This is a genomic window from Dokdonella sp. (genome assembly GCF_019634775.1).
Classification (GTDB): domain Bacteria; phylum Pseudomonadota; class Gammaproteobacteria; order Xanthomonadales; family Rhodanobacteraceae; genus Dokdonella.
This window is the reverse complement of sequence record NZ_JAHCAS010000001.1, coordinates 353,732-375,982: the sequence shown is the minus strand read 5'-3', so window position 1 is coordinate 375,982 and position 22,251 is coordinate 353,732. Positions and strand designations below refer to the sequence as shown.

Annotated in this window: 22 protein-coding genes; 20 read left to right on the top strand and 2 right to left on the bottom strand. The window is 67.8% G+C overall.

Annotated elements, in window-relative coordinates; genetic code table 11:
- Positions 1-6: 6 nt before the first annotated feature.
- Complete coding sequence (locus KF907_RS01625) at positions 7-471, top strand: chemotaxis protein CheW (RefSeq protein ID WP_291217496.1); 465 nt, start codon at positions 7-9, stop codon at positions 469-471.
- Between the two features lie 124 nt (positions 472-595).
- Here the strand turns inward: KF907_RS01625 and KF907_RS01620 are convergent, their stop codons facing one another.
- Together KF907_RS01620 and bioA are read right to left on the bottom strand one after the other, a co-directional pair.
- Positions 596-1,330, bottom strand: a complete 735-nt coding sequence (locus KF907_RS01620; RefSeq protein WP_291217494.1) for a 16S rRNA (uracil(1498)-N(3))-methyltransferase — start codon at positions 1,328-1,330, stop codon at positions 596-598.
- Positions 1,331-1,352: 22 nt separating this feature from the next.
- Positions 1,353-2,732 carry an adenosylmethionine--8-amino-7-oxononanoate transaminase gene (bioA, locus tag KF907_RS01615; protein WP_291217492.1) on the bottom strand — a complete coding sequence of 460 codons (1,380 nt, stop codon included), beginning with the start codon at positions 2,730-2,732 and terminating at the stop codon, positions 1,353-1,355.
- A 178-nt stretch (positions 2,733-2,910) separates the two neighbouring features.
- On the opposite strand from bioA, the gene gspG reads away from it, so the two are divergent.
- The 19 genes from gspG to ftsZ all read left to right on the top strand — a co-directional run bounded on the left by gspG (position 2,911) and on the right by ftsZ (position 21,958).
- Complete coding sequence (gene gspG / locus KF907_RS01610) at positions 2,911-3,348, top strand: type II secretion system major pseudopilin GspG (protein ID WP_472843845.1); 438 nt, start codon at positions 2,911-2,913, stop codon at positions 3,346-3,348.
- Between the two features lie 106 nt (positions 3,349-3,454).
- Positions 3,455-3,979 (top strand): GspH/FimT family pseudopilin, encoded by a 525-nt coding sequence (locus tag KF907_RS01605; protein ID WP_291217487.1) that lies wholly within the window; start codon positions 3,455-3,457, stop codon positions 3,977-3,979.
- Complete coding sequence (gene gspI, locus KF907_RS01600; protein WP_291217485.1) at positions 3,976-4,341, top strand: type II secretion system minor pseudopilin GspI; 366 nt, start codon at positions 3,976-3,978, stop codon at positions 4,339-4,341. The genes KF907_RS01605 and gspI overlap by 4 nt, the downstream gene beginning before the upstream one ends.
- A complete protein-coding gene (gene gspJ, locus KF907_RS01595) occupies positions 4,338-4,997 on the top strand; it encodes a type II secretion system minor pseudopilin GspJ (protein ID WP_291217483.1) in 660 nt (219 codons plus the stop codon). Before gspI ends, gspJ begins: the two co-directional genes overlap by 4 nt.
- Positions 4,994-5,983: a type II secretion system minor pseudopilin GspK gene (gene gspK / locus KF907_RS01590; protein WP_291217481.1), complete on the top strand. Its 990-nt coding sequence runs from the start codon at positions 4,994-4,996 to the stop codon at positions 5,981-5,983. Before gspJ ends, gspK begins: the two co-directional genes overlap by 4 nt.
- 320 nt (positions 5,984-6,303) lie before the next feature.
- Positions 6,304-6,750 carry a division/cell wall cluster transcriptional repressor MraZ gene (mraZ, locus tag KF907_RS01585; RefSeq protein ID WP_291217479.1) on the top strand — a complete coding sequence of 149 codons (447 nt, stop codon included), beginning with the start codon at positions 6,304-6,306 and terminating at the stop codon, positions 6,748-6,750.
- A 13-nt stretch (positions 6,751-6,763) separates the two neighbouring features.
- Positions 6,764-7,684, top strand: coding sequence for a 16S rRNA (cytosine(1402)-N(4))-methyltransferase RsmH (gene rsmH, locus KF907_RS01580; RefSeq protein WP_291217477.1), 921 nt, complete (start codon positions 6,764-6,766; stop codon positions 7,682-7,684).
- 2 nt (positions 7,685-7,686) lie between these two features.
- Entirely contained in the window at positions 7,687-7,950 is a 264-nt protein-coding gene (gene ftsL / locus KF907_RS01575; protein ID WP_291220207.1) for a cell division protein FtsL, read from the top strand.
- Between the two features lie 143 nt (positions 7,951-8,093).
- Entirely contained in the window at positions 8,094-9,875 is a 1,782-nt protein-coding gene (locus KF907_RS01570; protein WP_291217475.1) for a peptidoglycan D,D-transpeptidase FtsI family protein, read from the top strand.
- Positions 9,872-11,350 (top strand): UDP-N-acetylmuramoyl-L-alanyl-D-glutamate--2,6-diaminopimelate ligase, encoded by a 1,479-nt coding sequence (locus tag KF907_RS01565; protein WP_291217473.1) that lies wholly within the window; start codon positions 9,872-9,874, stop codon positions 11,348-11,350. The genes KF907_RS01570 and KF907_RS01565 overlap by 4 nt, the downstream gene beginning before the upstream one ends.
- Entirely contained in the window at positions 11,344-12,711 is a 1,368-nt protein-coding gene (locus tag KF907_RS01560) for a UDP-N-acetylmuramoyl-tripeptide--D-alanyl-D-alanine ligase (protein ID WP_291217471.1), read from the top strand. Before KF907_RS01565 ends, KF907_RS01560 begins: the two co-directional genes overlap by 7 nt.
- The gene (gene mraY, locus KF907_RS01555; protein WP_291217469.1) at positions 12,701-13,783 is read left to right on the top strand and encodes a phospho-N-acetylmuramoyl-pentapeptide-transferase; all 1,083 of its coding nucleotides are present in this window, start codon (positions 12,701-12,703) and stop codon (positions 13,781-13,783) included. The genes KF907_RS01560 and mraY overlap by 11 nt, the downstream gene beginning before the upstream one ends.
- A complete protein-coding gene (gene ftsW / locus KF907_RS01550) occupies positions 13,783-14,985 on the top strand; it encodes a putative lipid II flippase FtsW (RefSeq protein WP_291217466.1) in 1,203 nt (400 codons plus the stop codon). Before mraY ends, ftsW begins: the two co-directional genes overlap by 1 nt.
- Before the next feature lie 17 nt (positions 14,986-15,002).
- The gene (gene murG / locus KF907_RS01545) at positions 15,003-16,043 is read left to right on the top strand and encodes an undecaprenyldiphospho-muramoylpentapeptide beta-N-acetylglucosaminyltransferase (protein WP_291220205.1); all 1,041 of its coding nucleotides are present in this window, start codon (positions 15,003-15,005) and stop codon (positions 16,041-16,043) included.
- Positions 16,040-17,485, top strand: coding sequence for a UDP-N-acetylmuramate--L-alanine ligase (gene murC, locus KF907_RS01540; RefSeq protein ID WP_291217464.1), 1,446 nt, complete (start codon positions 16,040-16,042; stop codon positions 17,483-17,485). Before murG ends, murC begins: the two co-directional genes overlap by 4 nt.
- Positions 17,482-18,519: a D-alanine--D-alanine ligase gene (locus KF907_RS01535; protein WP_291217462.1), complete on the top strand. Its 1,038-nt coding sequence runs from the start codon at positions 17,482-17,484 to the stop codon at positions 18,517-18,519. Before murC ends, KF907_RS01535 begins: the two co-directional genes overlap by 4 nt.
- Positions 18,516-19,346 (top strand): cell division protein FtsQ/DivIB, encoded by an 831-nt coding sequence (locus tag KF907_RS01530; RefSeq protein ID WP_291217460.1) that lies wholly within the window; start codon positions 18,516-18,518, stop codon positions 19,344-19,346. The genes KF907_RS01535 and KF907_RS01530 overlap by 4 nt, the downstream gene beginning before the upstream one ends.
- Positions 19,343-20,575 (top strand): cell division protein FtsA, encoded by a 1,233-nt coding sequence (gene ftsA, locus KF907_RS01525; protein WP_291217458.1) that lies wholly within the window; start codon positions 19,343-19,345, stop codon positions 20,573-20,575. The genes KF907_RS01530 and ftsA overlap by 4 nt, the downstream gene beginning before the upstream one ends.
- A 192-nt stretch (positions 20,576-20,767) precedes the next feature.
- Positions 20,768-21,958, top strand: a complete 1,191-nt coding sequence (gene ftsZ / locus KF907_RS01520; RefSeq protein WP_291217456.1) for a cell division protein FtsZ — start codon at positions 20,768-20,770, stop codon at positions 21,956-21,958.
- Positions 21,959-22,251 lie beyond the last annotated feature (293 nt).

Sequence of the window (22,251 nt, the reverse complement as noted above, 5' to 3'; positions counted from 1 at the left end):
CCCTCGATGGCCGAGCTTCCGCGCGAAATCCGTGGCGTCATGATTCCGGTCACCGGTGGCCGCGTGTTGCTGCCGAACGCGACCGTCGCCGAGGTAATCACCTTCACCACTCCCGAACCGATCGCGGGTGCACCAGCGTGGCTGCTCGGCCGCCTCGGCTGGCGCGGCTGGCGTCTGCCGCTGTTCTCGTTCCCGATGCTTGCCGGCCATGCCAGCGAGGAAAGCACGCGCAACGCCCGCGTGACCGTGCTCAAGGCGCTCGGCGGCAACGCCAAGATGCCGTTCATCGCCATGCTTGCCCAAGGCTTCCCTCGCTTGACCACGATCACCTCGGAACTCCTGGTCACCACCGGCGACCACACCGAACTCGGGCCTGGTGTGCACTCCGAAGTGCTCGTGCGCGACGACCACGCCGTCATTCCCGATCTTTCGAAGATCGAGGAAATGGTCGCCGCAGCGATCTCCGTCTGACCGCCCGAACTTCGGATTCACGTTCCCCACAATGCGGAGAACTGTCAGCAAGGCCACCGACATCGGTTGAGCCTGCGCCATTCGCGACCAGAAGCGGGCGGGGCAGGTCTCGCGCCACGGTCCGTCAGAGGTCTCCGTAAAGCGCCTGCAAGGCCGCGATCGCGGCGAGGCCGGCGGTTTCGGTGCGCAGGATGCGTGGACCGAGGCGCAGGCCGGTGAAGCCGGCTTCGTCGAGTACGGTCATGTCGTTGTCGGACAGTCCGCCTTCGGGGCCGACGACGAGCATCGCCGCATCGAACGACGCGAGCGAGCGTGGTGTGGCTTCGCCGTCGGGATCAAGCGCCAGGCGCAGGCCGCCGGCATTGCCGAGTTCGCCGGCCCAGTGCACGAGCCGCTGTGGCGGGTCGAGCATGGGCAGGATGGAACGCCCGCATTGCTCGCAGGCGCCGGCGATCACGGCCTGCCAGTGCGCGAGGCGCCGGCCGGTGCGTTCGGCGTCGAGCTTGACCTCGGTGCGGTCGGTGATGACCGGCACGATGCGCGCCACGCCGAGTTCGGTCGCCTTCTGCAGGATCAGGTCCATCTTCTCGCCGCGCGCGATGCCCTGCACGAGGGTCAGGGCGAGCGGGCTTTCGCGATCGACCACGGCATTTTCGCCGAGCACACGCGCGGTGACCGCACGCTTGGCCAGTTGAGCGATCTCGGCGCGGTATTCGCGACCGTCGCCGTTGAACAGCACCAGCGGATGGCCGCGCTCGAGACGCAGCACGCGCGCGAGATGCTCGCCGGCCTGCTCGGGCAGGGCAAGCTCCATGCCGGTAGTGAGCGGATCGAAAACGCAGATGCGGGGAATGCGCATGTTGCGATTCTACGCGTGGGGCTCAGCGAACCGCGAGCTCGATGCCATCGATGGCGACATCGACCATGAAGTCGATCTCGTCCGGAGTGATGCAGTAAGGCGGCATGAAATACACGACGTCGCCGAGCGGACGCAGGATCGCGCCGCGTTCGAGGCCGTGCCGATACACGCGCAGGCCGCGGCGGTCGTTGCGTGCGAACGGCCTGCGCGTGGCCTTGTCGGCGACCAGTTCGAGCGCGGCGATCATTCCGGTCTGGCGTACGTCGGCGACATGAGGATGGTCACCGAGCGGGGCGAGGCGCGCGGCCAGGTGCACGGCCAGCGCGCGGTTTCGTTCGAGTATCTTTTCCTCGCGCAGGATAGCGAGCGTCTCCAGCGCAGCGCGGCAGGCGAGCGGATTGCCGGTGTAGCTGTGCGAATGCAGGAAGGCCTTGCCGGCCGTGTATTCGGCATAGAACGCTGCGTAGATGTCCGCCGTGGTCAGCACGGCCGACAATGGCAAGGTGCCGCCGGTGAGGCCCTTCGACAGGCACAGGAAGTCCGGTGCGATCGCGCCCTGCTCACAAGCGAACAAGGTGCCGGTACGCCCGAAGCCGACCGCGATCTCGTCGGCGATCAGGTGCACGTCGTAGGCGTCGCAGAGTGCGCGCAGGCCGCTCAGGTACGAGGCATCGTGCATGCGCATGCCGCCGGCGCACTGCACGAGTGGTTCGACGATGACCGCGCAGGTCTCGTGCGCGTGGCGTTCGAGCAGGGCGCGCATGTCACCGAGCCGGCGCTGTGCGCAATCCACCGCATTCTCGCCCGGTTCGGCTTCGTAGGCGTCGGGTGAGGGTGCGAACAGCGGTTGCAGCAGCAGCGGCGCATAGGTCTCGCGGTACAGCGGGACGTCGGTGACGGACAGTGCGCCGAGCGTTTCGCCGTGGTAGCCGCCACGCAGGGCGATGAAGCGCCTGCGTTCGCCGCTGCCCAGGTTGCGCCAGTAGTGGAAGCTGAGCTTGAGTGCGACCTCGATCGCGCTCGAGCCGTTGTCGGCATAGAACACCCGTTCGAGGCCGGCTGGAGTGATCGCGACCAGTGCCTCGGCGAGTTCGACGGCCGGCGCGTGCGTCATGCCGGCGAGCATCACGTGATCGAGCCGATCGAGCTGGTCCTTGAGTGCGGCGACGATGCGTGGATGGCGGTGACCGAGCAGGCAGGTCCACCACGAGCTGACTGCATCGAGCCAGCGTCGGCCGTCGTCGCCGTACAGCCACGCGCCATCGGCGCGCGTGATCGGCAGCATCGGCAACGTCTCGTGATCATGCATCTGCGTGCACGGATGCCAGACCACGGCGAGATCGCGTGCGGCCAGGTCGGTATGCGCAGGCACGTGGAAATGCGGCGGCGGGGGCTGGGACATGCTTTGCTATGATCCCCGCCATTCCCGCCGCCACACAAGCGCTGCACGCATGAACATTGAATCCGACAACGGGGAATGGGGAATGGGGAATGGCGGGAAGCCGGGAACGGGGAATCGGGAATCGGGAATGGACGCAGCGCGGCGACGCAGCTCGAGCCGCCCGTCTTGCCGATTCCCCATTTCCCGTTCCCCATTCCCGGCCTCATCACGCGGCTTTACCCTCATCGAGATCCTGGTTGTCGTGGTGATCCTCGGCATTCTTGCCGCGATCGTCGTGCCGCGCGTCATGCAGCGTCCGGCCGAGGCGCGCATCACGCGCGTCAAGCAGGACATCGCCGGCATCACCACGGCGCTCAACCTCTACAAGCTCGACAACTTCCGCTATCCGGGCAATGACCAGGGCCTGCAGGCGCTGGTCAGCAAGCCTTCCGGGCAACCCGAGGCACCGAACTGGAAGGGGCCCTACCTCGACCGCCTGCCGAAGGATCCGTGGAACCAGCCTTATCAGTACCTGCAGCCCGGCCAGCACGGTGAGATCGACATCTTCAGCTACGGTGCCGACGGCCGTCCGGGCGGCGAAGGCGAGAATGCCGATATCGGGAACTGGGGCGATTGAGGCCGGTAATGGGAAATGGGTCGAAGCCGTGAAGGCGCGAGGGGCCCACAGCGTGGCAAGCGAGGGAAAGGAGCGGGCAAAGCTGCGTCGCGCCGCGTCTTCGCCGATGGTTCGGTGCGATTCCGGCGCCCGGCCACCGGTTGGCTTCAGCCTCATCGAAGTGCTCGTCGTGCTCGCCATCGTCGGCGTGTTGGTTCTGGCGGTCGGGATCGGCGTGGCCAGTGTCGGTGGCGAGCGGCGGCTTGAGCGCGAGGCGGAGCGGTTCCAGGCGCTGGTCGTGCATGCCTGCACGCAGGCAGAACTCGGCGGGCGCAGCATCGGCTTGCGTGTCGACGCCGCGCGCTATGCGTTCATGACACTGGGCATCGAAGGCTGGCGCGAGGGTCGCGGCGAGGGCGAGCTGCGTGCGCGCGAATGGATGCAGGGCATGCACGTCACACTCGCGCGCGACGGACGTGAACTGCGCACGGCTGCCGACGACGCAGCGGCGCCGCAACTGGTGTGCTTTCCATCCGGCGAGCTGACGCCGTTCCACCTCACGCTCTCGCTTGGCGAAGGCCTCGCCGCGATCGACGTCGTCGGCCACGCCGATGGGCGTGTCGAACTGGCACGCCGGGAAGCGCGGCAATGAGGCAAGCGCGCGGCTTCACCCTGATCGAGGTGCTGGTCGCCCTCGTCGTGGTCGCCCTGGCCCTGCTTGCGCTGACACGCACCGCCGGCGGCCAGGTTGCCGCCTTCGATGCCTTGCGCGAACGCACGCTGGCCGGCTGGGTCGCTGCCAATGTGCTGGCCGAAACACGATTGGCAACGCCGCTTCCACCGACCGGCCGCCGCGACGGCCGCATGCAGTTCGCCGGCCGCGAATGGCGCTGGACCCTCGACGTGCAGGCCACCGCCAACACGCAGATCCGCCGCCTCGACATCGCCGTGCATGCCGGCGACGACGCACAGCCCTTGGCGACGTTGTCGGGGTTTGGGAGTGAGATGCCATGAAGCCCGATCCCGGTTTCTCTCTCATCGAAATCCTCGTCGCCCTCGTCGTGTTCGCCGCGGTCGCGGCGATCACCTGGGGTGCGCTCGGCCAGGTCGTGCGCACGCGCGGCGAGCTGGCGGCGCAGCAGGATCGCTTTGCCGCTGTCGTGCGTTCGATGGGCGATCTCGAGCGCGACCTGCGCCAGGCCGTGTCGCGACCGGTGCGCGGCAACTACGGCGAGGTGCTGGCCGCCGTGATGGGACGCAGTGATCGCGTCGAATTGAGCCGCGTCGGTTTCGCCAGTCCGCGCGCGGAACCGCGCAGTCATGTCGAGCGCGTCGGTTATGCGGTCAATGCCGGCAAGCTGGTGCGCGAACGCTGGGCGGTGCTCGATCGCGCGGCGAACAGCACGCCTGCGCGGCGCGACCTGCTCGAGCGTGCGACATCGCTGCGCCTGCGCTACCTCGGCGACGGCAACCAGTGGCATGACGCCTGGCCGCCGCGTGACATCGCGGCCGAAACGCTGCCGCGCGCGGTCGAATGGCGCCTGCTCGTCGAGGACTTCGGCGAGCTGCGCCGCATCGTCATCCTGTCGTCCGGCCTGCCGATGCGTGCCGCGGAGGCGGCTGCGGAAACCGGTATCCCGACCACGCCGCTGACCATCGGTGTGCCATGAGTCTTGCGCATCGCCAGCGTGGCGTCGCCCTGATCATCGCCTTGCTCGCGGTGGCGTTGGCAGTGATCCTGATTGCCGCATTGCTCGATCGCGGTGAGCTCGCCTTTGCACGCACGCGCAACGTGTTGCGCGGCGCCCAGGCGGTCGCCTATGCCGACGGCCTCGAAGCCTATGCCGCGCAGGTGTTGATCAAGGATCTTGACGAGCGCATCGACACGCGCACCGACATCTGGGCGTTGCCGTTGCCGCCTCAGGACGTGCCGGGCGGGCGCATCTCGGCTTCGCTGCGCGACCTCAACGGTTGCTTCAACCTCAACAACCTCATCGTTGCCGATGCCGCGCTCGCGGGCCTCTGGCGCGAGCGCCTGCGCCGGCTGCTGACCGCACTGGAACTCGATCCGGCGCTGGCCGGCGCGATCACTGATTGGGTCGATGGCGACGGCAATGTCGACACTTCCGGTGGTGCCGAAGATCCGGCCTATCTGGCCCAGAGTGTGCCATACCGCGCGGCCAACCGGCCGTTCGCGCATGTCTCCGAACTGCGCCTCGTGCGCGGCATCGACGGTGCCGCGTATGCACGCCTGCTGCCCGAGGTCTGCGCGCTGCCTCCCGGCACCCGGCTCAATCTCAACACGGCCACCACGGCGGTGCTGATGAGCCTCGATTCACGCATCACGCCCGCGCTCGCCGGCCGCGTCAGTCTCGATGGCCAGGCGCGCTGGAGCGATGTGGCTGCGGCCCTGCGCGAATGGGAGCAGCAAGGCATCGTCATCGCCGATCTCGACCGGCGCGGCCTCGGCGTGGCCAGCAGTTACTTCCTCGCCCGCGCCGACATCGTTCTCGACGACGTTCCGTTCCCGGCATCGAGCCTGATCGAACGCCGCGCCGGCGGCGCCGCCGGCGGCATACGCGTGCTCATGCGCAGCCGCGGCGCCGACGACGACCTTGGCTTCGCCAATCTGCTGCAACACGACGGGATGCGTTGAATCGCAGTGCCTCGATTCCGGTCGAGCCCCTGGCTCCGGGTGCGGTCCATGTCCCGGCACGACCTGATCCGGGTGTAAGTCGAGCGCGGCTCTCGCGGATCTCCGATCAGGTGGCGGGTTGACCACTGACCATGACCCTGCGCGCGCCGTGCGGTTCCGGCTGGCCCTGCCTGCGGGTCAGTCCCGGCCGGTGCAGTTCCCCGCCACGGATTGTCCCGGAGCAGCCCTCAGGGCACCGCTTCGCCATGGAATTTTTCTTGACAGTCTCATGGACTGCGACATAAGGTGGCTTTAAGTGGGTTTTAGTGGTGTCAGGTGGGATGTTCCAGGGTGAAACCCCCGTCACGCTCGACGACAAGGGCCGGCTCGCCATTCCGAGCGCCCATCGGGAGGCCGTGGCCAGGGCCAGCGCCAACCACCTCGTCGTCACCTACAACCCGTTCGAACACGGTTGCCTGTGGATCTTTCCGGAAAAGGAGTGGGAAACCTTGCGCGACGAGGTCAACGCACTGAGCAAGGCCAAGACCGTGCATCGCAATCTGCAGATGAAGCTCGTTGGTGCCGCTGCCGCGGTCGAGCCGGATGCCAACGGGCGCATCCAGGTGCCGGCCAGCCAGCGCGGCGCGATGGGCATCGAGAAGAAGGCGGTCCTGCTGGGCATGGGCAACAAACTCGAGCTTTGGAGCGAGCAGGCCCACCACGCAAAGATCCGCCAGACCATCGGCGAGGAGGATCTGACGGAGGACATGCTCGAACTGCCGCTTTAGTCGGGACGCTGTCATGGCGGAAACCTTCACCCATGCGCCGGTCATGCTCGTCGAGACGATCGAGGCGCTGCGGGTCCGTCCGGATGGTACCTATCTCGACGGCACCTTCGGTCGCGGCGGTCACGCGCTCGAAGTGCTGGCGAGGCTCGGGCCGGCAGGGCGGTTGTTGTTGATGGATCGTGACCCGCAGGCGATCGCGGCGGCGCGGGAAACATTGGGCAGGGACGAGCGTGTGCGCATCCGGCATGCCAGCTTCGCGGAACTCGCGGACTGGCCGGAAACGGCGCAAGGCCTGGATGGCGTGCTCTTTGACCTCGGGGTGTCGTCGCCGCAACTCGACGACGCGACGCGTGGCTTCAGCTTCCAGGCCGATGGCCCGCTCGACATGCGCATGGACAGCTCCGCCGGGATTGGCGCCGCCGAATGGCTGGCTGCCGCCGACGAAGCCGACATCGCCGATGTGCTGTGGCGCTACGGCGAGGAACGCATGAGCCGGCGCATCGCGCGCGCGATCGTCGAGCGCCGCGCCGGAGCGCCGTTGCGTACGACCGGCGAGTTGGCTGCACTGGTGGCGCGCACGATCGGCTATCGCGAGCGCCACAAGCATCCGGCGACGCGCACGTTCCAGGCGCTGCGCATCGCCGTCAACGACGAGCTCGGCGCCCTCGAGGCAGGTTTGCAAGGTGCGCTCGCCCGGTTGCGGCCTGGCGGGCGGCTCGTGGTGATCAGCTTCCACTCGCTGGAGGATCGCGTGGTCAAGCGTTTCATCCGTGGACAGGACATGCGGCCGGCCAATCGGCGCAACCTGCCGCCGCTGGATGCGCCCGCGCGGACCTTGGTCGCGATCGACAAACAGTTCCCCGGGGAGGCCGAACTGGCGGCCAATCCGCGTGCGCGCAGCGCCGTGCTGCGTGTGGCGGAGAGGCGGCCGTGAAGGTGCGTGTGGCGTTGCTGCTGTTGCTGGCTGCGGCGGTGGTCGCCAGTTCGATCGGCATCGTCTACGCGCGTCACGAAAGCCGCCGCCACTTCATCGAGCTGGATCGCCTCACCAGTGAACGCGACGACCTCAACTACGAGTTCGGACGCCTGCAGCTCGAGCAGGCGACCTGGGCCGAGAACAATCGAATAGAACAGATCGCCCGTGGGCGCCTCGGCATGGTTTCGCCGGGCCCCGCGGAGATGGTCGTGACAAGACGGTAGGACGACGGTGAGGGGGAACTCACAGTCATGAACGGACGCCCGGTCAGCGGGGCGACATCCGCAGGCGCCGCCATTGGCGGTCGTCTTCGTGGCTGCGCGCAGGCGCAGGCTTGCGCGTGCACGCGAATCCGCCGGGGTTCGCCATGAAGCGCGCCAAGCCGGCCAATCTGCGCGCGCGCCTGTACACCGTGCTGATGGTGCTCGTGCTTGCCTCGACCGCGCTGATCGTGCGCGCGGTCGACCTGCAGGTCGTGCGCAAGGACTTCTACCAGGACCAGGGCGACGCGCGTTACCTGCGCGACATCCCGATCGCCGTGTCGCGCGGCACGATCTTCGACCGTAACGGCGAGCCGCTGGCGGTGTCGACACCGGTCGAATCGATCTGGGGCAATCCGCAGGAATTGCTGGCCGCGCCGGATCGGTTGCCGGAACTGGCCAGGGCGCTCGGGGTCAGTCTGGACGCGCTGACCGAACGCCTGCTGCAACGTCGCGACAAGGAGTTCATGTACCTAAAGCGTCCGGTCGATCCCGATGCCGCCGAGGAACTGCTCGCGCTGAAGATTCCCGGCGTGGCCAGCGAACGCGCCTTCCGCCGCTACTACCCAAGTGGCGAAGTGCTCGCCCACACGCTCGGCTTCACCAACATCGACGATCGCGGTCAGGAAGGCCTCGAGCTCGCCTTCGACGACTGGCTGGCCGGCAAGCCCGGCGTCAAGCGCGTCATCCGCGACCGTCTCGGCCATGTCGTCGAGAATGTCGAACTGCTCAAGGAAGCGCAGCCCGGCCGCGACCTTACCCTGTCGATCGATCGTCGCATCCAGTACGTCGCCTACCGCGAACTGAAGGCCGCGATCCTCGAACACAACGCTTCTTCGGGTTCGATGGTGATCCTCGACGTCAGCAACGGTGAAGTGCTGGCGATGGTCAACCAGCCTTCGTTCAACCCGAACGCGAAAGGCAGTGCCGAACCGGCGTTTCGCCGCAATCGCGGCGTGACCGACGTGATCGAGCCCGGTTCGACGATGAAGACGTTCACCGTCGTCGCCGCGCTCGAGAGCGGGCGCTGGAAGCCCGACACGCCGATCGATACCACGCCCGGCAGGATGACCCTGCCGGGCGGCTACACGATCGGCGACATCCGCAATTTCGGGCCGATCAACGTCACCCGCGTGCTGACCAAGTCGAGCAACGTCGGCGCGACCAAGATGGCGATGTCGATGAGTGCGGAGCACATGTACGACGTGTTCCACCGCTTCGGCTTCGGCGAGGTCACCGGCTGCGGTTTTCCTGGTGAATCGCCGGGTCTGCTGCCGGTCGCCAAGGCGTGGGGCCCGACCGAGAAGGCGACGATCTCGTACGGATATGGCCTCAGCGTCACGCCGATGCAACTCGCTCAGGCTTACGCCGCGCTGGCCAACGGCGGGCGGCTGCGCCAGCCGGGTTTCGTCAAGGGCGCCATCAATCCGGACAGCGCGGTGGTCGATCCGCACATCGCCGGGCAGGTCATCGCCATGCTCGAGACCGTGGTTGGTCCCGAGGGCGGCGGCCTGCGTGCAGCGGTGCCCAACTATCGCGTCGCTGGCAAGAGCGGCACCTCGCGCCGCGCCATCGGCGGCGGCTACGAGAAACGCTACGTGTCGTTGTTCGCCGGCATGGTGCCGGCCAGCGCACCGCGCCTGGTCGGTGTGGTCGTGATCCACGATCCGGGTGGCGGTCGCGGCGGCGCCTATTTCGGCGGCCTGATCTCGGCACCGGTGTTCAGCAAGGTCATGAACGAGGCGATGCGCCTGCTCGACGTCGCCCCGGACAACGTGCAGCGCTGGTATGCCGGTTCCCCGGACATGGGGCATGCCATCGGCGCGACGAGTCTTCCGCCGGACTATCCGCCGGACGAGCCGAACTACGAGGAGGCCGTGCCGCAATGAGTGCCGGCCTGCCCCTGCGTGAACTCATCACCGGCGCCGCTCTGCCTGCGGCGGCCGGTGATGTCGTCGTGCGTGGTCTCAGCCTCGATTCGCGCAGTGTGCGCGCCGGAGATGCATTCTTCGCCCTGCGCGGCACGCGCGCGCACGGCATCCATTTTGCGCCCGCCGCGGTCGCGCGCGGGGCGGTCGTCGTGCTCGCCGAGGCACCGGCCGAACCGATCGATGCGCCCGGCGTGCCGATCGTGTGGATCGAGCGCCTGCATCGTGAAGTCGGTGTGATCGCTGCGCGCTTTCACGGCGAACCGTCGCAGGCGATCCGCGTCAGCGGGGTTACCGGGACCAACGGCAAGACCTCGACCGTACAGCTGTTGGCCCAGGCACTCGGCCATCTCGGCCGCCGCGCAGCGACGATCGGCACACTCGGTGCCGGTCTGCCGGAAAACTTCCATCCCGGTGAGCGCACCACGCCCGACGCGATCGCCCTGCAAGGACTGTTCGCCGAGTTCCGCGCTGCCGGCGCGACCGACGTGGCGATGGAGGTGTCCTCGCATGCGCTCGAACAGGGTCGCGTAGAGGGGACGCACTTCGCCCTGGCGGTCTTCACCAACCTCAGTCGTGATCACCTCGACTACCACGGCACGATGGAAGCCTACGGCGCCGCCAAGCGACGCCTGTTCGCGCTCCCGGGCCTGCGCCACGCCGTCATCAATCGTGACGATGCCTTCGGTCGAGAGCTGCTGGCGAGCCTTCCGGCCGGGGTGCGCGCACTCGCCTATGGCATCGACGATGCCGTCGCGCCGGTATCGGCGAGCGCCATCGAGACGCCGGCCGGCGGCTTGCGATTCCAGCTTCGCTTGCCTGATGGCGAAGGCCGGGTGGCGACGCGCCTGCTCGGTCGCTTCAATGTCTCCAACCTGCTTGCCGTTGCCGGAGCCCTGCATGCGCTCGGCTACGCATTCGAGGCGATCGCGGCGACCTTGGCCATGCTCGAGCCGGTGGCAGGACGCATGAACCGCCTTGGCGGCAACCATGGCCAGCCGCTGGTCGTGGTCGACTATGCACACACACCGGACGCGCTCGAGCAGGCGCTGTCGAGCCTGCGTGCGCATTGCGCCGGGCGCCTGGTCTGCGTGTTCGGCTGCGGCGGAGAGCGCGACACCGGCAAGCGCGCGCAGATGGCGGCGATCGCCGAGCGCTTCGCCGACGCCATCATGGTCACCGACGACAACCCGCGCGGCGAGGACGGCGATGCGATCATCGCCGACATCGTCGCCGGCTTCGCCGACGCGGGAGCGGTGCGCGTCGAGCGCGACCGCGCGCGCGCGATCGCCATGGCGATCGGCATGGCCGGCGCGGATGACGTCGTCCTCGTCGCCGGCAAGGGCCACGAGCGCTATCAGGAAGTCGCCGGCGTGCGCCATGCATTCGACGATCGTGCCGTCGTGGACGCGGTGCTGGAGGGGCGGCCATGCTGAACCTCGATCTCGCCGACGTCGCGCGCTGGTGCGAAGGACATCTGATCGGTGCCGCCGTGCGCATCGGCACGGTGTCGACCGACACACGCACGCTCGCGCCCGGTGCGCTGTTCGTGGCCCTGCGCGGTGAGCACCACGACGGCCACGCCTTCGCCAATGCGGCGCGCGCAGGCGGCGCGGCGGCGGTGCTGGTCGACCATGCACTCGAAACCGACTTGCCGCAAGTCGTGGTTGCCGACACGCTGGTCGCGCTCGGTGACGTCGCGCGCGGTGTGCGTGCATCACGCGAGGCTCGCGTGATCGGCATCACCGGATCCAACGGGAAGACCACGGTCAAGTCACTGACTGCATCGATCCTTGCACGCCATGGCCGTACTCACGTCAACAGTGGCAGCTTCAACAACGAGATCGGCCTGCCGCTGACCCTGCTCTCGGCACCGGCCGACAGCGACTACGTCGTGCTCGAGATGGGCGCCGGCAAGCCGGGCGACATCGACTACCTCGCGCGCATTGCGCGGCCGTCGGTCGCACTGGTCAACAACATCGCTCCAGCCCATCTCGAGCGCATGGGCTCGCTCGATGCGATCGCCGAAACCAAGGGCGTGCTGTACGCGCAGCTGCCGGCCGACGGCATCGCCGTCATCAATGCCGACGAGGCTTACGCGCCGCGCTTCGTCGAACTGGCCGGCACGCGCCGCATCGTACGCTTCGGCCTCACCACGCCGGCAGAAATCGGTGCGCGCTTCGAGGTCGGCGCGCCGGCGCAACAGTTCGTGCTGGTCACGCCGCAGGGCGAGACCCAGGTGCAGCTCGCCCTGCCGGGCCGGCACAACATCGGCAACGCGCTTGCCGCGGCGGCCATCGCGCATGCGCTCGACGTGCCGCTGGCGACGATCAAGGCCGGCCTCGAAGCAGCCACGCCGGTGCCGGGTCGCAACGTACGCATCGCGCTGGCCAATGGCGCGGTGCTCATCGACGACAGCTACAACGCCAATCCGGGCTCGTTCGCCGCGGCCGTCGCCACGCTCGCCGCCGAGCCCGGTACGCGCGTGCTGGTGATGGGCGACATGCTCGAACTCGGCCCCGACGCGCCTGCCTTGCACGCCCGCATCGGTGCGTTGGCGAAACAGGAAGGCATAGAGCGCCTGCATGCGGTCGGTCCGCTCAGCGCCGCTGCCGTCGAGGCATTCGGAGCGAATGCCGCGCACCACCGCGACCAGGCTGCCCTGGTCGATGCGCTGCGCGCTGAACTCGGCGCCGGCACCACCGCCCTGGTCAAGGGCTCCCATGGCTCGGGGATGCATCGCGTCGTCGCCGCACTCAGCGCCGATGCCGCACCGGGAGGCCGCCATGCTGCTTGAACTCGCCGACCTGCTGCGCAACTGGTACAGCGGCTTCCATCTGTTCCAGTACCTGACCTTCCGCGCGATCATGAGCACACTGACCGCGCTGGCGGTGTCGTTGCTGGTCGGCCCGATGGTGATCCGCAAGCTGGCCGAACTGAAGGCCGGCCAGGTCATCCGCAACGACGGCCCGCAGACGCATCTGGCCAAGGCCGGCACGCCGACCATGGGCGGCGGCCTGATCCTGCTCGCCGTGATCATCGCCACCGTGCTGTGGATGGACATCCACAGCCGTCACGTCTGGCTCGTGCTCGGCGTGACGATCGCATTCGGCGGCATCGGCTTCTATGACGACTGGAAGAAGCTCGTGCTGAAGGACAGCCGTGGTCTTGCCGCGCGCTGGAAGTACTTCTGGCAGTCGGTGTTTGGCCTCGCCGTTGCCGTGGTGTTGTATCTGACCGCCGAGACGCCCGCGGAGACCGTGCTCTACCTGCCGGTGTTCAAGAGCGTGGCGATCCCACTTGGCATCGCCTTCGTACCCCTCGCGTATTTCATGATCGTCGGATTCTCCAACGCGGTGAACCTGACGGATGGGCTGGACGGCCTGGCGATCATGCCGAGCGTGCTCGTGGTCACAGCACTCGGCGCCTTCGCCTACCTCGCTGGCAACGCGGTGTTTTCGAGCTACCTGCAGATTCCGTCGATCCCGGGTGCCGGCGAGCTGGCGATCTTCTGCGGGGCGATGGCCGGCGCCGGACTTGGCTTCCTCTGGTTCAACACCTATCCGGCGCAGGTTTTCATGGGCGATGTCGGCGCGCTCGCGGTCGGTGCCGCGCTCGGCACGATCGCGGTCATCGTCCGCCAGGAGATCGTGCTCATCATCATGGGCGGCGTGTTCGTCATCGAAACGGTGTCGGTGATGTTGCAGGTGGCGAGTTTCAAGCTCACCGGCAAACGCATCTTCCGCATGGCGCCGATCCATCACCACTTCGAGCTCAAGGGCTGGCCGGAGCCGCGCGTGATCGTGCGCTTCTGGATCATCAGTGTCGTTCTTGTGCTCGTTGGCCTGGCCACTCTGAAGGTGCGCTGATGTTCGCCACGACCGCCAATACCCAGGCCACGCGACGCAGCGATGCGAAGGGGCGCTACGACGCCGGCATCGTGCTGAGCGCGATCGCGTTGGCCAGTCTCGGCACGATCATGGTCGCCTCGAGCTCGATCGCGGTCGCCGACAACCAGCAGATCGGGCCGTTCTACTACCTGATCCGCCACCTCGTGTTTCTCGCGCTGGGCGTTGCCCTGGCGATCACGGTGGCGAAGATCGAGCTGGAATGGATCGAACGCCATGCCGGCATCCTGCTCGTATTCGGCATCGTCCTGCTGTTGCTCGTGTTCGTGCCCGGCATCGGCACACGCATCAATGGTGCGCGGCGCTGGATCAACCTGGGCATTTCGGGGTTCCAGTCGGTCGAGGCGGTCAAGCTGATCTTCATCGCCTATCTCGCCAGCTACCTGGTGCGCCACCGCGACAGCCTGCAGTCGAGCATGTTCGGTGTGTTCAAGCCGCTCGGCATCGGCGTGCTGCTGGTCGGCTTGCTCCTCGCGCAGCCGGATTTCGGCAGCGCGATGCTGCTGATGGCGGTGTCGCTCGGCATGGTTTGGCTTGGTGGTGCGCGCCTGCGCAACCTCGCGATGCTCGGTGCGGTCGTCGCACCGGCAATCGCCTGGGCGGCGATCTTCGAGGAATACCGCTTCAAGCGTCTGAAGTCGTTCCTCGATCCCTGGGCCGATCCGTTCAACGACGGCTTCCAGCTGACCCAGGCGTTGATCGCGATCGGTCGTGGCGAATGGCTCGGTGTCGGCCTCGGCGCGAGCGTGCAGAAGCTGTTCTATCTGCCCGAGGCGCATACCGACTTCATCCTCGCAGTGATCGCCGAGGAGCTCGGTCTTGCCGGGATCGTGCTCGTGCTCGTGCTGTTCGCCTGGCTGGTCGGGCGCGGCTTCAGCATCGGTCTGCGTGCGGTCGAGCGTGGCCTGCGGTTTGCCGGCTACTCGGCCTTCGGCATCTCGCTGATGTTGTCGCTGCAGGCGCTGGTGTCGATCGGCGTGAATCTCGGCGTGCTGCCGACCAAGGGCCTGACCTTGCCGCTGATCAGTTCGGGTGGTTCGAGCGTGCTGATGACCTGTCTCGCGATCGGCGTGCTCGCGCGCGTCAGTTTCGAGCTTTCGCGCGCCGAAGCGGCGGCCGTGCAGGCCGTGCAGTCTGGCGAGCCCAGCGGAGCGCCGGCGTGAGCGCGCCCGTACTGATCATGGCCGGCGGCACCGGCGGTCACATCTTTCCGGGCATCGCGGTCGCGCGCGAGCTTCTCGCGCGCGGCGTGCCCGTGGTTTGGCTCGGTGGTCGAAAGGGCCTCGAGTCGCAGCTCGTGCCGGGCGCCGGCATTCAACTCGAGACGATCGATTTTTCTGGTGTGCGCGGCAAGGGCCTGCTCGCATTCATGCTCGCTCCGCTGCGCCTCGCCCGCGCGGTCTTGGCTGCGCGCCGCCTGATCGCCGGCCTCGCTCCGCGCAGCGTGCTGTCGATGGGCGGCTACGCTGCGGCGCCGGGCGGCATCGCCGCGTGGCTGCTGAAGCGTCCGCTGGTCGTGCATGAGCAGAACCGCGTCGCCGGTTTCACCAACCGCCTGTTGGCACGCTTGGCGCGTCGCGTGCTTGGCGGCTTCGACGGTGCGCTGCCCGGTGCCGAATGGATCGGCAACCCCGTGCGTGCCGAGATCGCAGCGATGCCGCCGCCGGGCGAAGCCGACCACACCGGTTCACTGCACATCCTCGTGCTCGGAGGCAGCCAGGGCGCGGCCAGCCTCAACACGCAGCTGCCGCTGGTGTTCCAGCGCCGCGGCAGCGCGCCTGCGCTCGACATCCGCCATCAGTGCGGTGGCAAACATCTCGACAAGACGCGTGCGGCGTATTCCCAGGCGGGCATCGAGGCGCGCATCGAACCGTTCATCGACGACATGGCGGCAGCCTACGCTTGGGCCGATCTGGTGATCTGCCGTGCCGGCGCGCTGACCATTGCCGAACTGTGCGCGGCCGGTGTGGCTGCGATCCTCGTGCCGTTCCCCGCTGCGGTCGACGACCACCAGACGCGCAACGCCGAGATGCTGGTCGAGGTGGGTGCCGCGTGCCTGGTTGCCGAAGGAGAGGATTTCGTGCGCCGCATTGGCGTGGCCATCGACGGCCTCGCACGCGACCGCGGTCGCCTGTCCGGCATGGCCGCCGCCGCGCGCGCGCTCGCGCGCCCGCAGGCCGCCGCGCGCATCGCCGACATCTGCCTGGAGGTCGCAGCATGACGCCGCAGCGGCTGCGCCAGCACGGTGACATCATGCAGGACTTCCGCCATGTCCATTTCGTCGGCATCGGTGGCGTCGGCATGAGCGGCATCGCCGAGGTGCTGCACAACCTCGGCTATGCGGTATCCGGTTCCGATCGCGCCGATTCGCCGACCACGCGCCGCCTCGCCGGGCTCGGCATCGACGTGCGTCGCGGCCACGCCGCCGCGCACGTCGAGGACATCGACGTGCTGGTCGTCTCCAGTGCGATCGCCGATGACAATCCCGAGCTTCTGGCTGCGCGCGAGAGGCGCATCCCGGTCGTTCCGCGCGCCGAAATGCTCGGCGAGCTCATGCGTTTCCGCCGCGGCATCGCCGTTGCCGGCACGCACGGCAAGACCACCACGACCAGCCTGACCGCTAGCGTGCTCGCCGAAGCTGGGCTGGACCCGACCTTCGTCATCGGCGGCCAACTCACCGCGGCGGGCGCCAATGCGCGTCTCGGCACCGGCGAATACCTCGTCGCCGAAGCCGACGAGTCGGATGGTTCGTTCCTGATGCTCGCGCCGGTCATCGCCATCGTCACCAACATCGACGCCGACCACCTCGAAAACTACGACGGAGACTTCGCGCGCGTGAAGCAGGCCTTCGAGGCCTTCCTGCACCGCCTGCCGTTCTACGGCGTGGCCGTGCTCTGCATCGACGATCCCGAGGTCGCCGCGCTGGCCGCGCTGACGCCGCGGCGCACGCTGACCTGTGGAATCGACAGCGCGGCCGACGTGCGCGCCTCGAACCTGCGCCAGGACGGCGCGCGCATGCACTTCGACCTGCACCTGCCGGACGCCGACGAGGCCGTGCCGGTGAAGCTGAATCTGCCCGGCCGGCACAACGTGCAGAACGCATTGGCCGCCTGCGCGGTCGGCTGGCAGCTAGGCGTGTCCGCAGCGGCCATGCAGACCGCGCTCGCGGCGTTCCAGGGCGTCGGTCGTCGTTTCACGCTGCGCGGCGAGGTCGCCCTGGATCGCGGCAAGGTGTTGCTGGTCGACGACTACGGCCACCATCCGAGCGAACTGGCTGCGGTGTTTGCCGCTGCGCGCGGCGGCTGGCCCGGGCACCGCCTCGTCGTCGCCTTCCAGCCGCACCGCTATTCGCGCACGCGTGACCTGCTTGATGACTTTGCGCGCGTGCTCGCCGACGTCGACGTACTCGTGCTGACCGAGGTCTACCCGGCCGGCGAGGCACCGATCGCCAATGCCGACGGCCGCGCGTTGGCCCGCGCCGTGCGCGCGCGCGGCAAGGTCGATCCGGTTCTCGTCGAACATCCGCGTGATCTGCGCGCGACCTTGCCGACCTTGCTTGCCGACGGTGACCTGCTGCTCCTGCTCGGCGCCGGCGACATCGGGGCCACCGCCGCCGAACTGGCTTCGGTCGGCCAACTGAAATCACAGGGGGGCGGCCGATGACCCGGCAAGCCATGCGCGTGACCGACGCGAAGGTCTTCGGCCGTGTCGCCGTCGCCTTCGGTGGCGCCTCTGCCGAGCGCGAGGTTTCGCTCGATTCGGGCCGCAACGTGCTTGCCGCGCTGCGTGCGCGTGGCATTGATGCGCATCCGGTCGATGGCATTCCCGCCCTGCTCGATGCTGTGCGCGCCGGTCACTATGCGCGGGTGTTCAACATCCTGCACGGCCGCGGTGGCGAGGATGGCATGCTGCAAGGTGCACTCGATGCGCTGCGCGTGCCGTACACCGGCAGTGGCGTGCTCGGTTCGGCACTGTCCATGGACAAGGTGCGCACCAAGCAGGTGTGGCAGGCGCTCGGCCTGCCGACGCCGCGTTACGTGGCATGGAAGCGGGGCGACGATATCGGTGCGGCGATCGCATCGATCGGTTACCCGGCCATCGTCAAGCCCTCGCATGAGGGCTCGAGCGTCGGCATCACGCGCGTATTCTCCGCGGCCGACCTTGCCGGCGCGGTCGAACTGGCCACGCGCTACGACGGTGAACTGCTGATCGAGCAACTGGTCGAGGGCGACGAGCTGACGATCGCCATCCTCGATGGCGTGGCGTTGCCGTCGATCCGCATCGTGCCGAAAGCTGCGTTCTACGACTACCACGCCAAGTACGTCGCCGAGGATACGCAGTATCTCTGTCCCGGCCTCGACGGTAGCGCGGAAGCCGACATCCGCGCGCTCGCCGTGGCGGCCTTCGACGCGGCCGGCTGTTCGGGCTGGGGTCGGGTCGATGTCATGCGCGACCGCGCCGGCAACAACTTCCTGCTCGAAGTCAACACCACGCCCGGCATGACCAGTCACTCGCTGGTGCCGAAGGCGGCTCGGGTCGCCGGCATCGAGTTCGACGAGCTGTGCTGGCGCATCCTCGAGACCAGCCTGGTCCGGGAATGGGGTAACGCCGGGCATCGGGAGTCGGGAGTCGGCAATGGTTGGCAGCCGGAGCGCGCTGCTCCTTCCCATTCCCCAGGCGGCGGAGCCGACGCATGAAGTCGCTGCCGGTCAAGGTCCTCGCCTGGAGCATCGCCCTGACCCTGGTCGGGTTGCCGATCGTGGGCGTGCTCAACGGATGGTTCGCTGCCGATCGTTGGCCGGTGCGCCAGATCGAGCTGCGCGCCGAGTACAACCACGTCAGCGCCGAGCAGATCCGGGCGACCGTCGAGAACCATCTGGGCGCGGGATTCTTCGCGTTGCGTCTCGGCGATGTGCAGAAAGCACTGGAGGCACTGCCCTGGGTCGAGCGCGTCGATGCGCGCAAGCGCTGGCCGGACACGCTGCAGATGACAGTCTACGAGCGCCAGCCGTATGCGCACTGGGGTGAGGATCGCTTGCTCAGCCGCAGCGGCGAGATCTTCCAGGTACCGGGTGCGGAGGGCATGCAGGGCCTGCCGCAACTCGCTGGCCCCGACGAGCGTCTCGCCGACGTGCTCGCCTTCCACGCCGGGATCCTGCGTGAATTCGCCGGCAGCGGGCTGGCCGTGCGCGCGGTCGAACTGAGTCCGCGCGGCAGTTGGACCCTGACCCTGAGTACCGGCGCACTGATCGAGATCGGTCGCGTCGATGCTCACGCGCGCCTGAAACGTTTTCTCGATGTCTGGCCGAAGCTCGCCTCCGGCGCCGGCGGTCCGCCGGTCTACGTCGACCTGCGCTACGAGAACGGCTTCGCCGTGCGCTGGGCCTTGCCCAACGCGGGGAATGGGGGATCGGGAATGGGAAACGGGCAAGAGCTGCACGCTCTGGCGGCAAACCATTCTCCATTCTCCATGCTCCATTCCCGGCTGTTTCCCACACCCGATTCCCGACCCACGGCCCCATGAAACCCAAGACCGAAAAAAACCTTATCGTCGGCCTCGACATCGGCACGTCGAAGATCGTCGCGATCGTCGGCGAGCACGAGCCCGGCCAGCCGGTCGAGATCATGGGCATTGGTACGCACCCATCGCACGGGCTCAAGCGCGGGGTGGTGGTCGACATCGAATCGACCGTGCAGTCGATCCAGCGCGCGATCGAGGAAGCCGAGTTGATGGCCGGCTGCGAGATCCGCTCGGTCTACGCCGGCATCGCCGGCAGCCACATCCGCTGCCTCAACTCGCATGGCATCGTGCCGATCCGAGACCGGGAGGTGACCGAGGCCGATCGCGAGCACGTCATCGAGGCGGCGCGCGCGGTCGCGATCCCGGCCGACCAGGAGCGTCTGTATGTCGAGCCGCAGGACTATGTCATCGACGGGCAGGAAGGCATCCGCCATCCGATCGGCATGAGCGGCGTGCGCCTCGAGGCGCGTGTGCATCTGGTCACCGGTGCGATGAGTGCGGCGGCCAATATCCGCAAGTGCGTGTCGCGCTGCGGACTGCGCGTCGACGACCTCGTGCCGCAGCAGGTTGCTTCGAGCTTCGCCGTGCTGACCCAGGATGAGCGCGAACTCGGTGTGTGCCTGGTCGATATCGGCGCCGGCACCACCGACATCGCGATCTTCACCCAGGGTGCGATTCGCCACACCGCCTCGTTGCCGATCGCTGGCGACCAGGTGACCAACGACATCGCCGTGGCCCTGCGCACGCCGACCGCGCACGCCGAGGAGATCAAGGTCAAGTACGCCTGTGCGCTGGCCCAGCTCGCGCACGCCGAGGAAACGATCCAGGTGCCGAGCGTCGGCGATCGTCCGCCGCGGCGGCTGGCCAGGCAGACCCTCGCCGAAGTCGTGCAGCCACGCTACGAAGAGCTGTTCTCGCTGGCCCAGGCCGAGCTGCGTCGCTCCGGCTACGAAAGCCTGGTCGCCGCCGGCATCGTGCTGACGGGCGGTGCTTCGAAGATGGAAGGCGCGGTCGAACTGGCAGAGGAGATCTTCCACATGCCGGTGCGTCTGGGCGCGCCGCAGCACGTGACCGGCCTCGCCGATGTCGTCTCGAACCAGATCCACGCCACCGGCGTCGGCCTGCTGCTGTACGGCAGTCGCCAGCAGGCGCATGCCGGCGGTGCGCGCGGCGACGTTGCCGGAACCGGGTTGTGGGGGCGGGTCACGCACTGGCTCAAGGGCAATTTCTAGGGTTGGGCTGCACGGTCGCGCGGGATGCGCGGCGAGGCGACCGAAACGGTCGCGGTTGAAAACACCCGGGTCCAGGCGGACCGGGATGTGCCGTCGGCACGCCAGCCGATGGCAAGACGCAGGGGCGGTCTCGGAGACCGCACATGCATGAACACATAACCAATACGGCCAGAGCCGACGGAGGACGGGAACATGTTTGAGCTCTATGAAAAGACCTCACCGAATGCGGTGATCAAGGTCATCGGTGTTGGTGGCGGCGGCGGCAACGCGGTCAGCCACATGGTCCAGGCGCATGTCGACGGCGTCGACTTCATCTGTGCCAACACTGATGCACAGGCACTCAAGAACAGCGGCGCCAAGCACACCTTGCAGCTCGGTGTGAACGTCACCAAGGGTCTCGGCGCCGGCGCCAATCCCGAGGTCGGCCGCCAGGCCGCTCTGGAGGACCGCGAGCGTATCGTCGAACTGCTGCAGGGTGCCGACATGGTGTTCATCACCTGCGGCATGGGCGGCGGCACCGGCACCGGCGCCGCACCGGTGTTCGCCCAACTGGCCAAGGAGATGGGCGTGCTGACCGTCGCCGTGGTCACCAAGCCGTTCCCGTTCGAGGGCCGCCGGCGCATGCAGGTCGCGCTCAAGGGCATCGAGGATCTCGGCCAGCACGTCGATTCGCTCATCACCGTGCCGAACGAAAAGCTGCTCACCGTGCTCGGTCGCGATGTCACCCTGCTCAGTGCGTTCAAACAGGCCAATGATGTCCTGCTCGGCGCAGTGCAGGGCATCGCCGACCTGATCACCCGGCCGGGCCTGATCAACGTCGACTTCGCCGACGTGCGCACGGTCATGTCCGAGATGGGCATGGCGATGATGGGCAGCGGCAGCGCGCGCGGCGACGACCGCGCCGTGGCGGCGGCCGAGGCGGCGATCAACAACCCGCTGCTCGAGGACGTCAACCTCGCCGGCGCCTGCGGCATCCTCGTCAACGTGACCGCCGGCCAGAACCTGACCATGCGCGAGTTCGACGACATCGGCCAGGTCATCCACGAGTTCGCCAGCGAGGATGCCACCGTGGTCGTCGGCACCGCGCTCGACCCGGAACTGCAGGACGAGGTGCGTGTGACCGTGGTTGCCACCGGCCTCAATCGCGGCGTTGCGCGCCAGCCGGTGCTGCGCACAGAGCGCGAAGTCGCCAATGTGCCACGTCCGCCGATTCGCGTGGTGCGCAATGCCACCACCGGCGAGGTCGACTACGCCGCCGTGCCGCCGATGCATGCCACTGGCCTCGTCCGCAGCCAGGCCCCGGCCGAGCAGGCCGCGGCGACGGCGGACACGCAGATCGACTATCTCGACATCCCGGCGTTCCTGCGCCGCCAGGCCGATTGAGGAGGATTTGCGGAGTTTTCCGTCAGTGTTCCCGTTGCCTCGAGGGACCGATCGGCTAGTCCCGCGCACTGTGTCCGGCTGCCACCGGCAGGCGCGGCATGCAGGAACCCGCCCGCTGCGTGGCGTCGCAGCGGGCTTTTCCGAATCGAAAGGACGACGCGATCCAGCCGCCAAACCGACGACCTGACTCTGTAGCCATCACGCCACACCCTGCCCGCTGTTGCTAGAAAGCAACAAAATGTGGGCTTTTGGCGTCGCATGAACTTGGACTGACCAAGTCGCTGTGCTAGCAT

What these genes read in the sequence shown, in the direction of transcription:
- KF907_RS01570 (WP_291217475.1), top strand. Translation starts at nt 8,094, where the DNA reads ATGAAGCGCGCCAAGCCGGCCAATCTGCGCGCGCGCCTGTACACCGTG.
- mraZ (WP_291217479.1), top strand. Translation starts at nt 6,304, where the DNA reads ATGTTCCAGGGTGAAACCCCCGTCACGCTCGACGACAAGGGCCGGCTC.
- KF907_RS01535 (WP_291217462.1), top strand. Translation starts at nt 17,482, where the DNA reads ATGACCCGGCAAGCCATGCGCGTGACCGACGCGAAGGTCTTCGGCCGT.
- KF907_RS01605 (WP_291217487.1), top strand. Translation starts at nt 3,455, where the DNA reads ATGGTTCGGTGCGATTCCGGCGCCCGGCCACCGGTTGGCTTCAGCCTC.
- KF907_RS01530 (WP_291217460.1), top strand. Translation starts at nt 18,516, where the DNA reads ATGAAGTCGCTGCCGGTCAAGGTCCTCGCCTGGAGCATCGCCCTGACC.
- gspI (WP_291217485.1), top strand. Translation starts at nt 3,976, where the DNA reads ATGAGGCAAGCGCGCGGCTTCACCCTGATCGAGGTGCTGGTCGCCCTC.
- gspK (WP_291217481.1), top strand. Translation starts at nt 4,994, where the DNA reads ATGAGTCTTGCGCATCGCCAGCGTGGCGTCGCCCTGATCATCGCCTTG.
- KF907_RS01560 (WP_291217471.1), top strand. Translation starts at nt 11,344, where the DNA reads ATGCTGAACCTCGATCTCGCCGACGTCGCGCGCTGGTGCGAAGGACAT.
- KF907_RS01620 (WP_291217494.1), bottom strand. Translation starts at nt 1,330, where the DNA reads ATGCGCATTCCCCGCATCTGCGTTTTCGATCCGCTCACTACCGGCATG.
- ftsW (WP_291217466.1), top strand. Translation starts at nt 13,783, where the DNA reads ATGTTCGCCACGACCGCCAATACCCAGGCCACGCGACGCAGCGATGCG.
- rsmH (WP_291217477.1), top strand. Translation starts at nt 6,764, where the DNA reads ATGGCGGAAACCTTCACCCATGCGCCGGTCATGCTCGTCGAGACGATC.
- bioA (WP_291217492.1), bottom strand. Translation starts at nt 2,732, where the DNA reads ATGTCCCAGCCCCCGCCGCCGCATTTCCACGTGCCTGCGCATACCGAC.
- mraY (WP_291217469.1), top strand. Translation starts at nt 12,701, where the DNA reads ATGCTGCTTGAACTCGCCGACCTGCTGCGCAACTGGTACAGCGGCTTC.
- murC (WP_291217464.1), top strand. Translation starts at nt 16,040, where the DNA reads ATGACGCCGCAGCGGCTGCGCCAGCACGGTGACATCATGCAGGACTTC.
- KF907_RS01565 (WP_291217473.1), top strand. Translation starts at nt 9,872, where the DNA reads ATGAGTGCCGGCCTGCCCCTGCGTGAACTCATCACCGGCGCCGCTCTG.
- ftsA (WP_291217458.1), top strand. Translation starts at nt 19,343, where the DNA reads ATGAAACCCAAGACCGAAAAAAACCTTATCGTCGGCCTCGACATCGGC.
- KF907_RS01625 (WP_291217496.1), top strand. Translation starts at nt 7, where the DNA reads ATGGCCGAGCTTCCGCGCGAAATCCGTGGCGTCATGATTCCGGTCACC.
- murG (WP_291220205.1), top strand. Translation starts at nt 15,003, where the DNA reads ATGGCCGGCGGCACCGGCGGTCACATCTTTCCGGGCATCGCGGTCGCG.
- ftsZ (WP_291217456.1), top strand. Translation starts at nt 20,768, where the DNA reads ATGTTTGAGCTCTATGAAAAGACCTCACCGAATGCGGTGATCAAGGTC.
- gspJ (WP_291217483.1), top strand. Translation starts at nt 4,338, where the DNA reads ATGAAGCCCGATCCCGGTTTCTCTCTCATCGAAATCCTCGTCGCCCTC.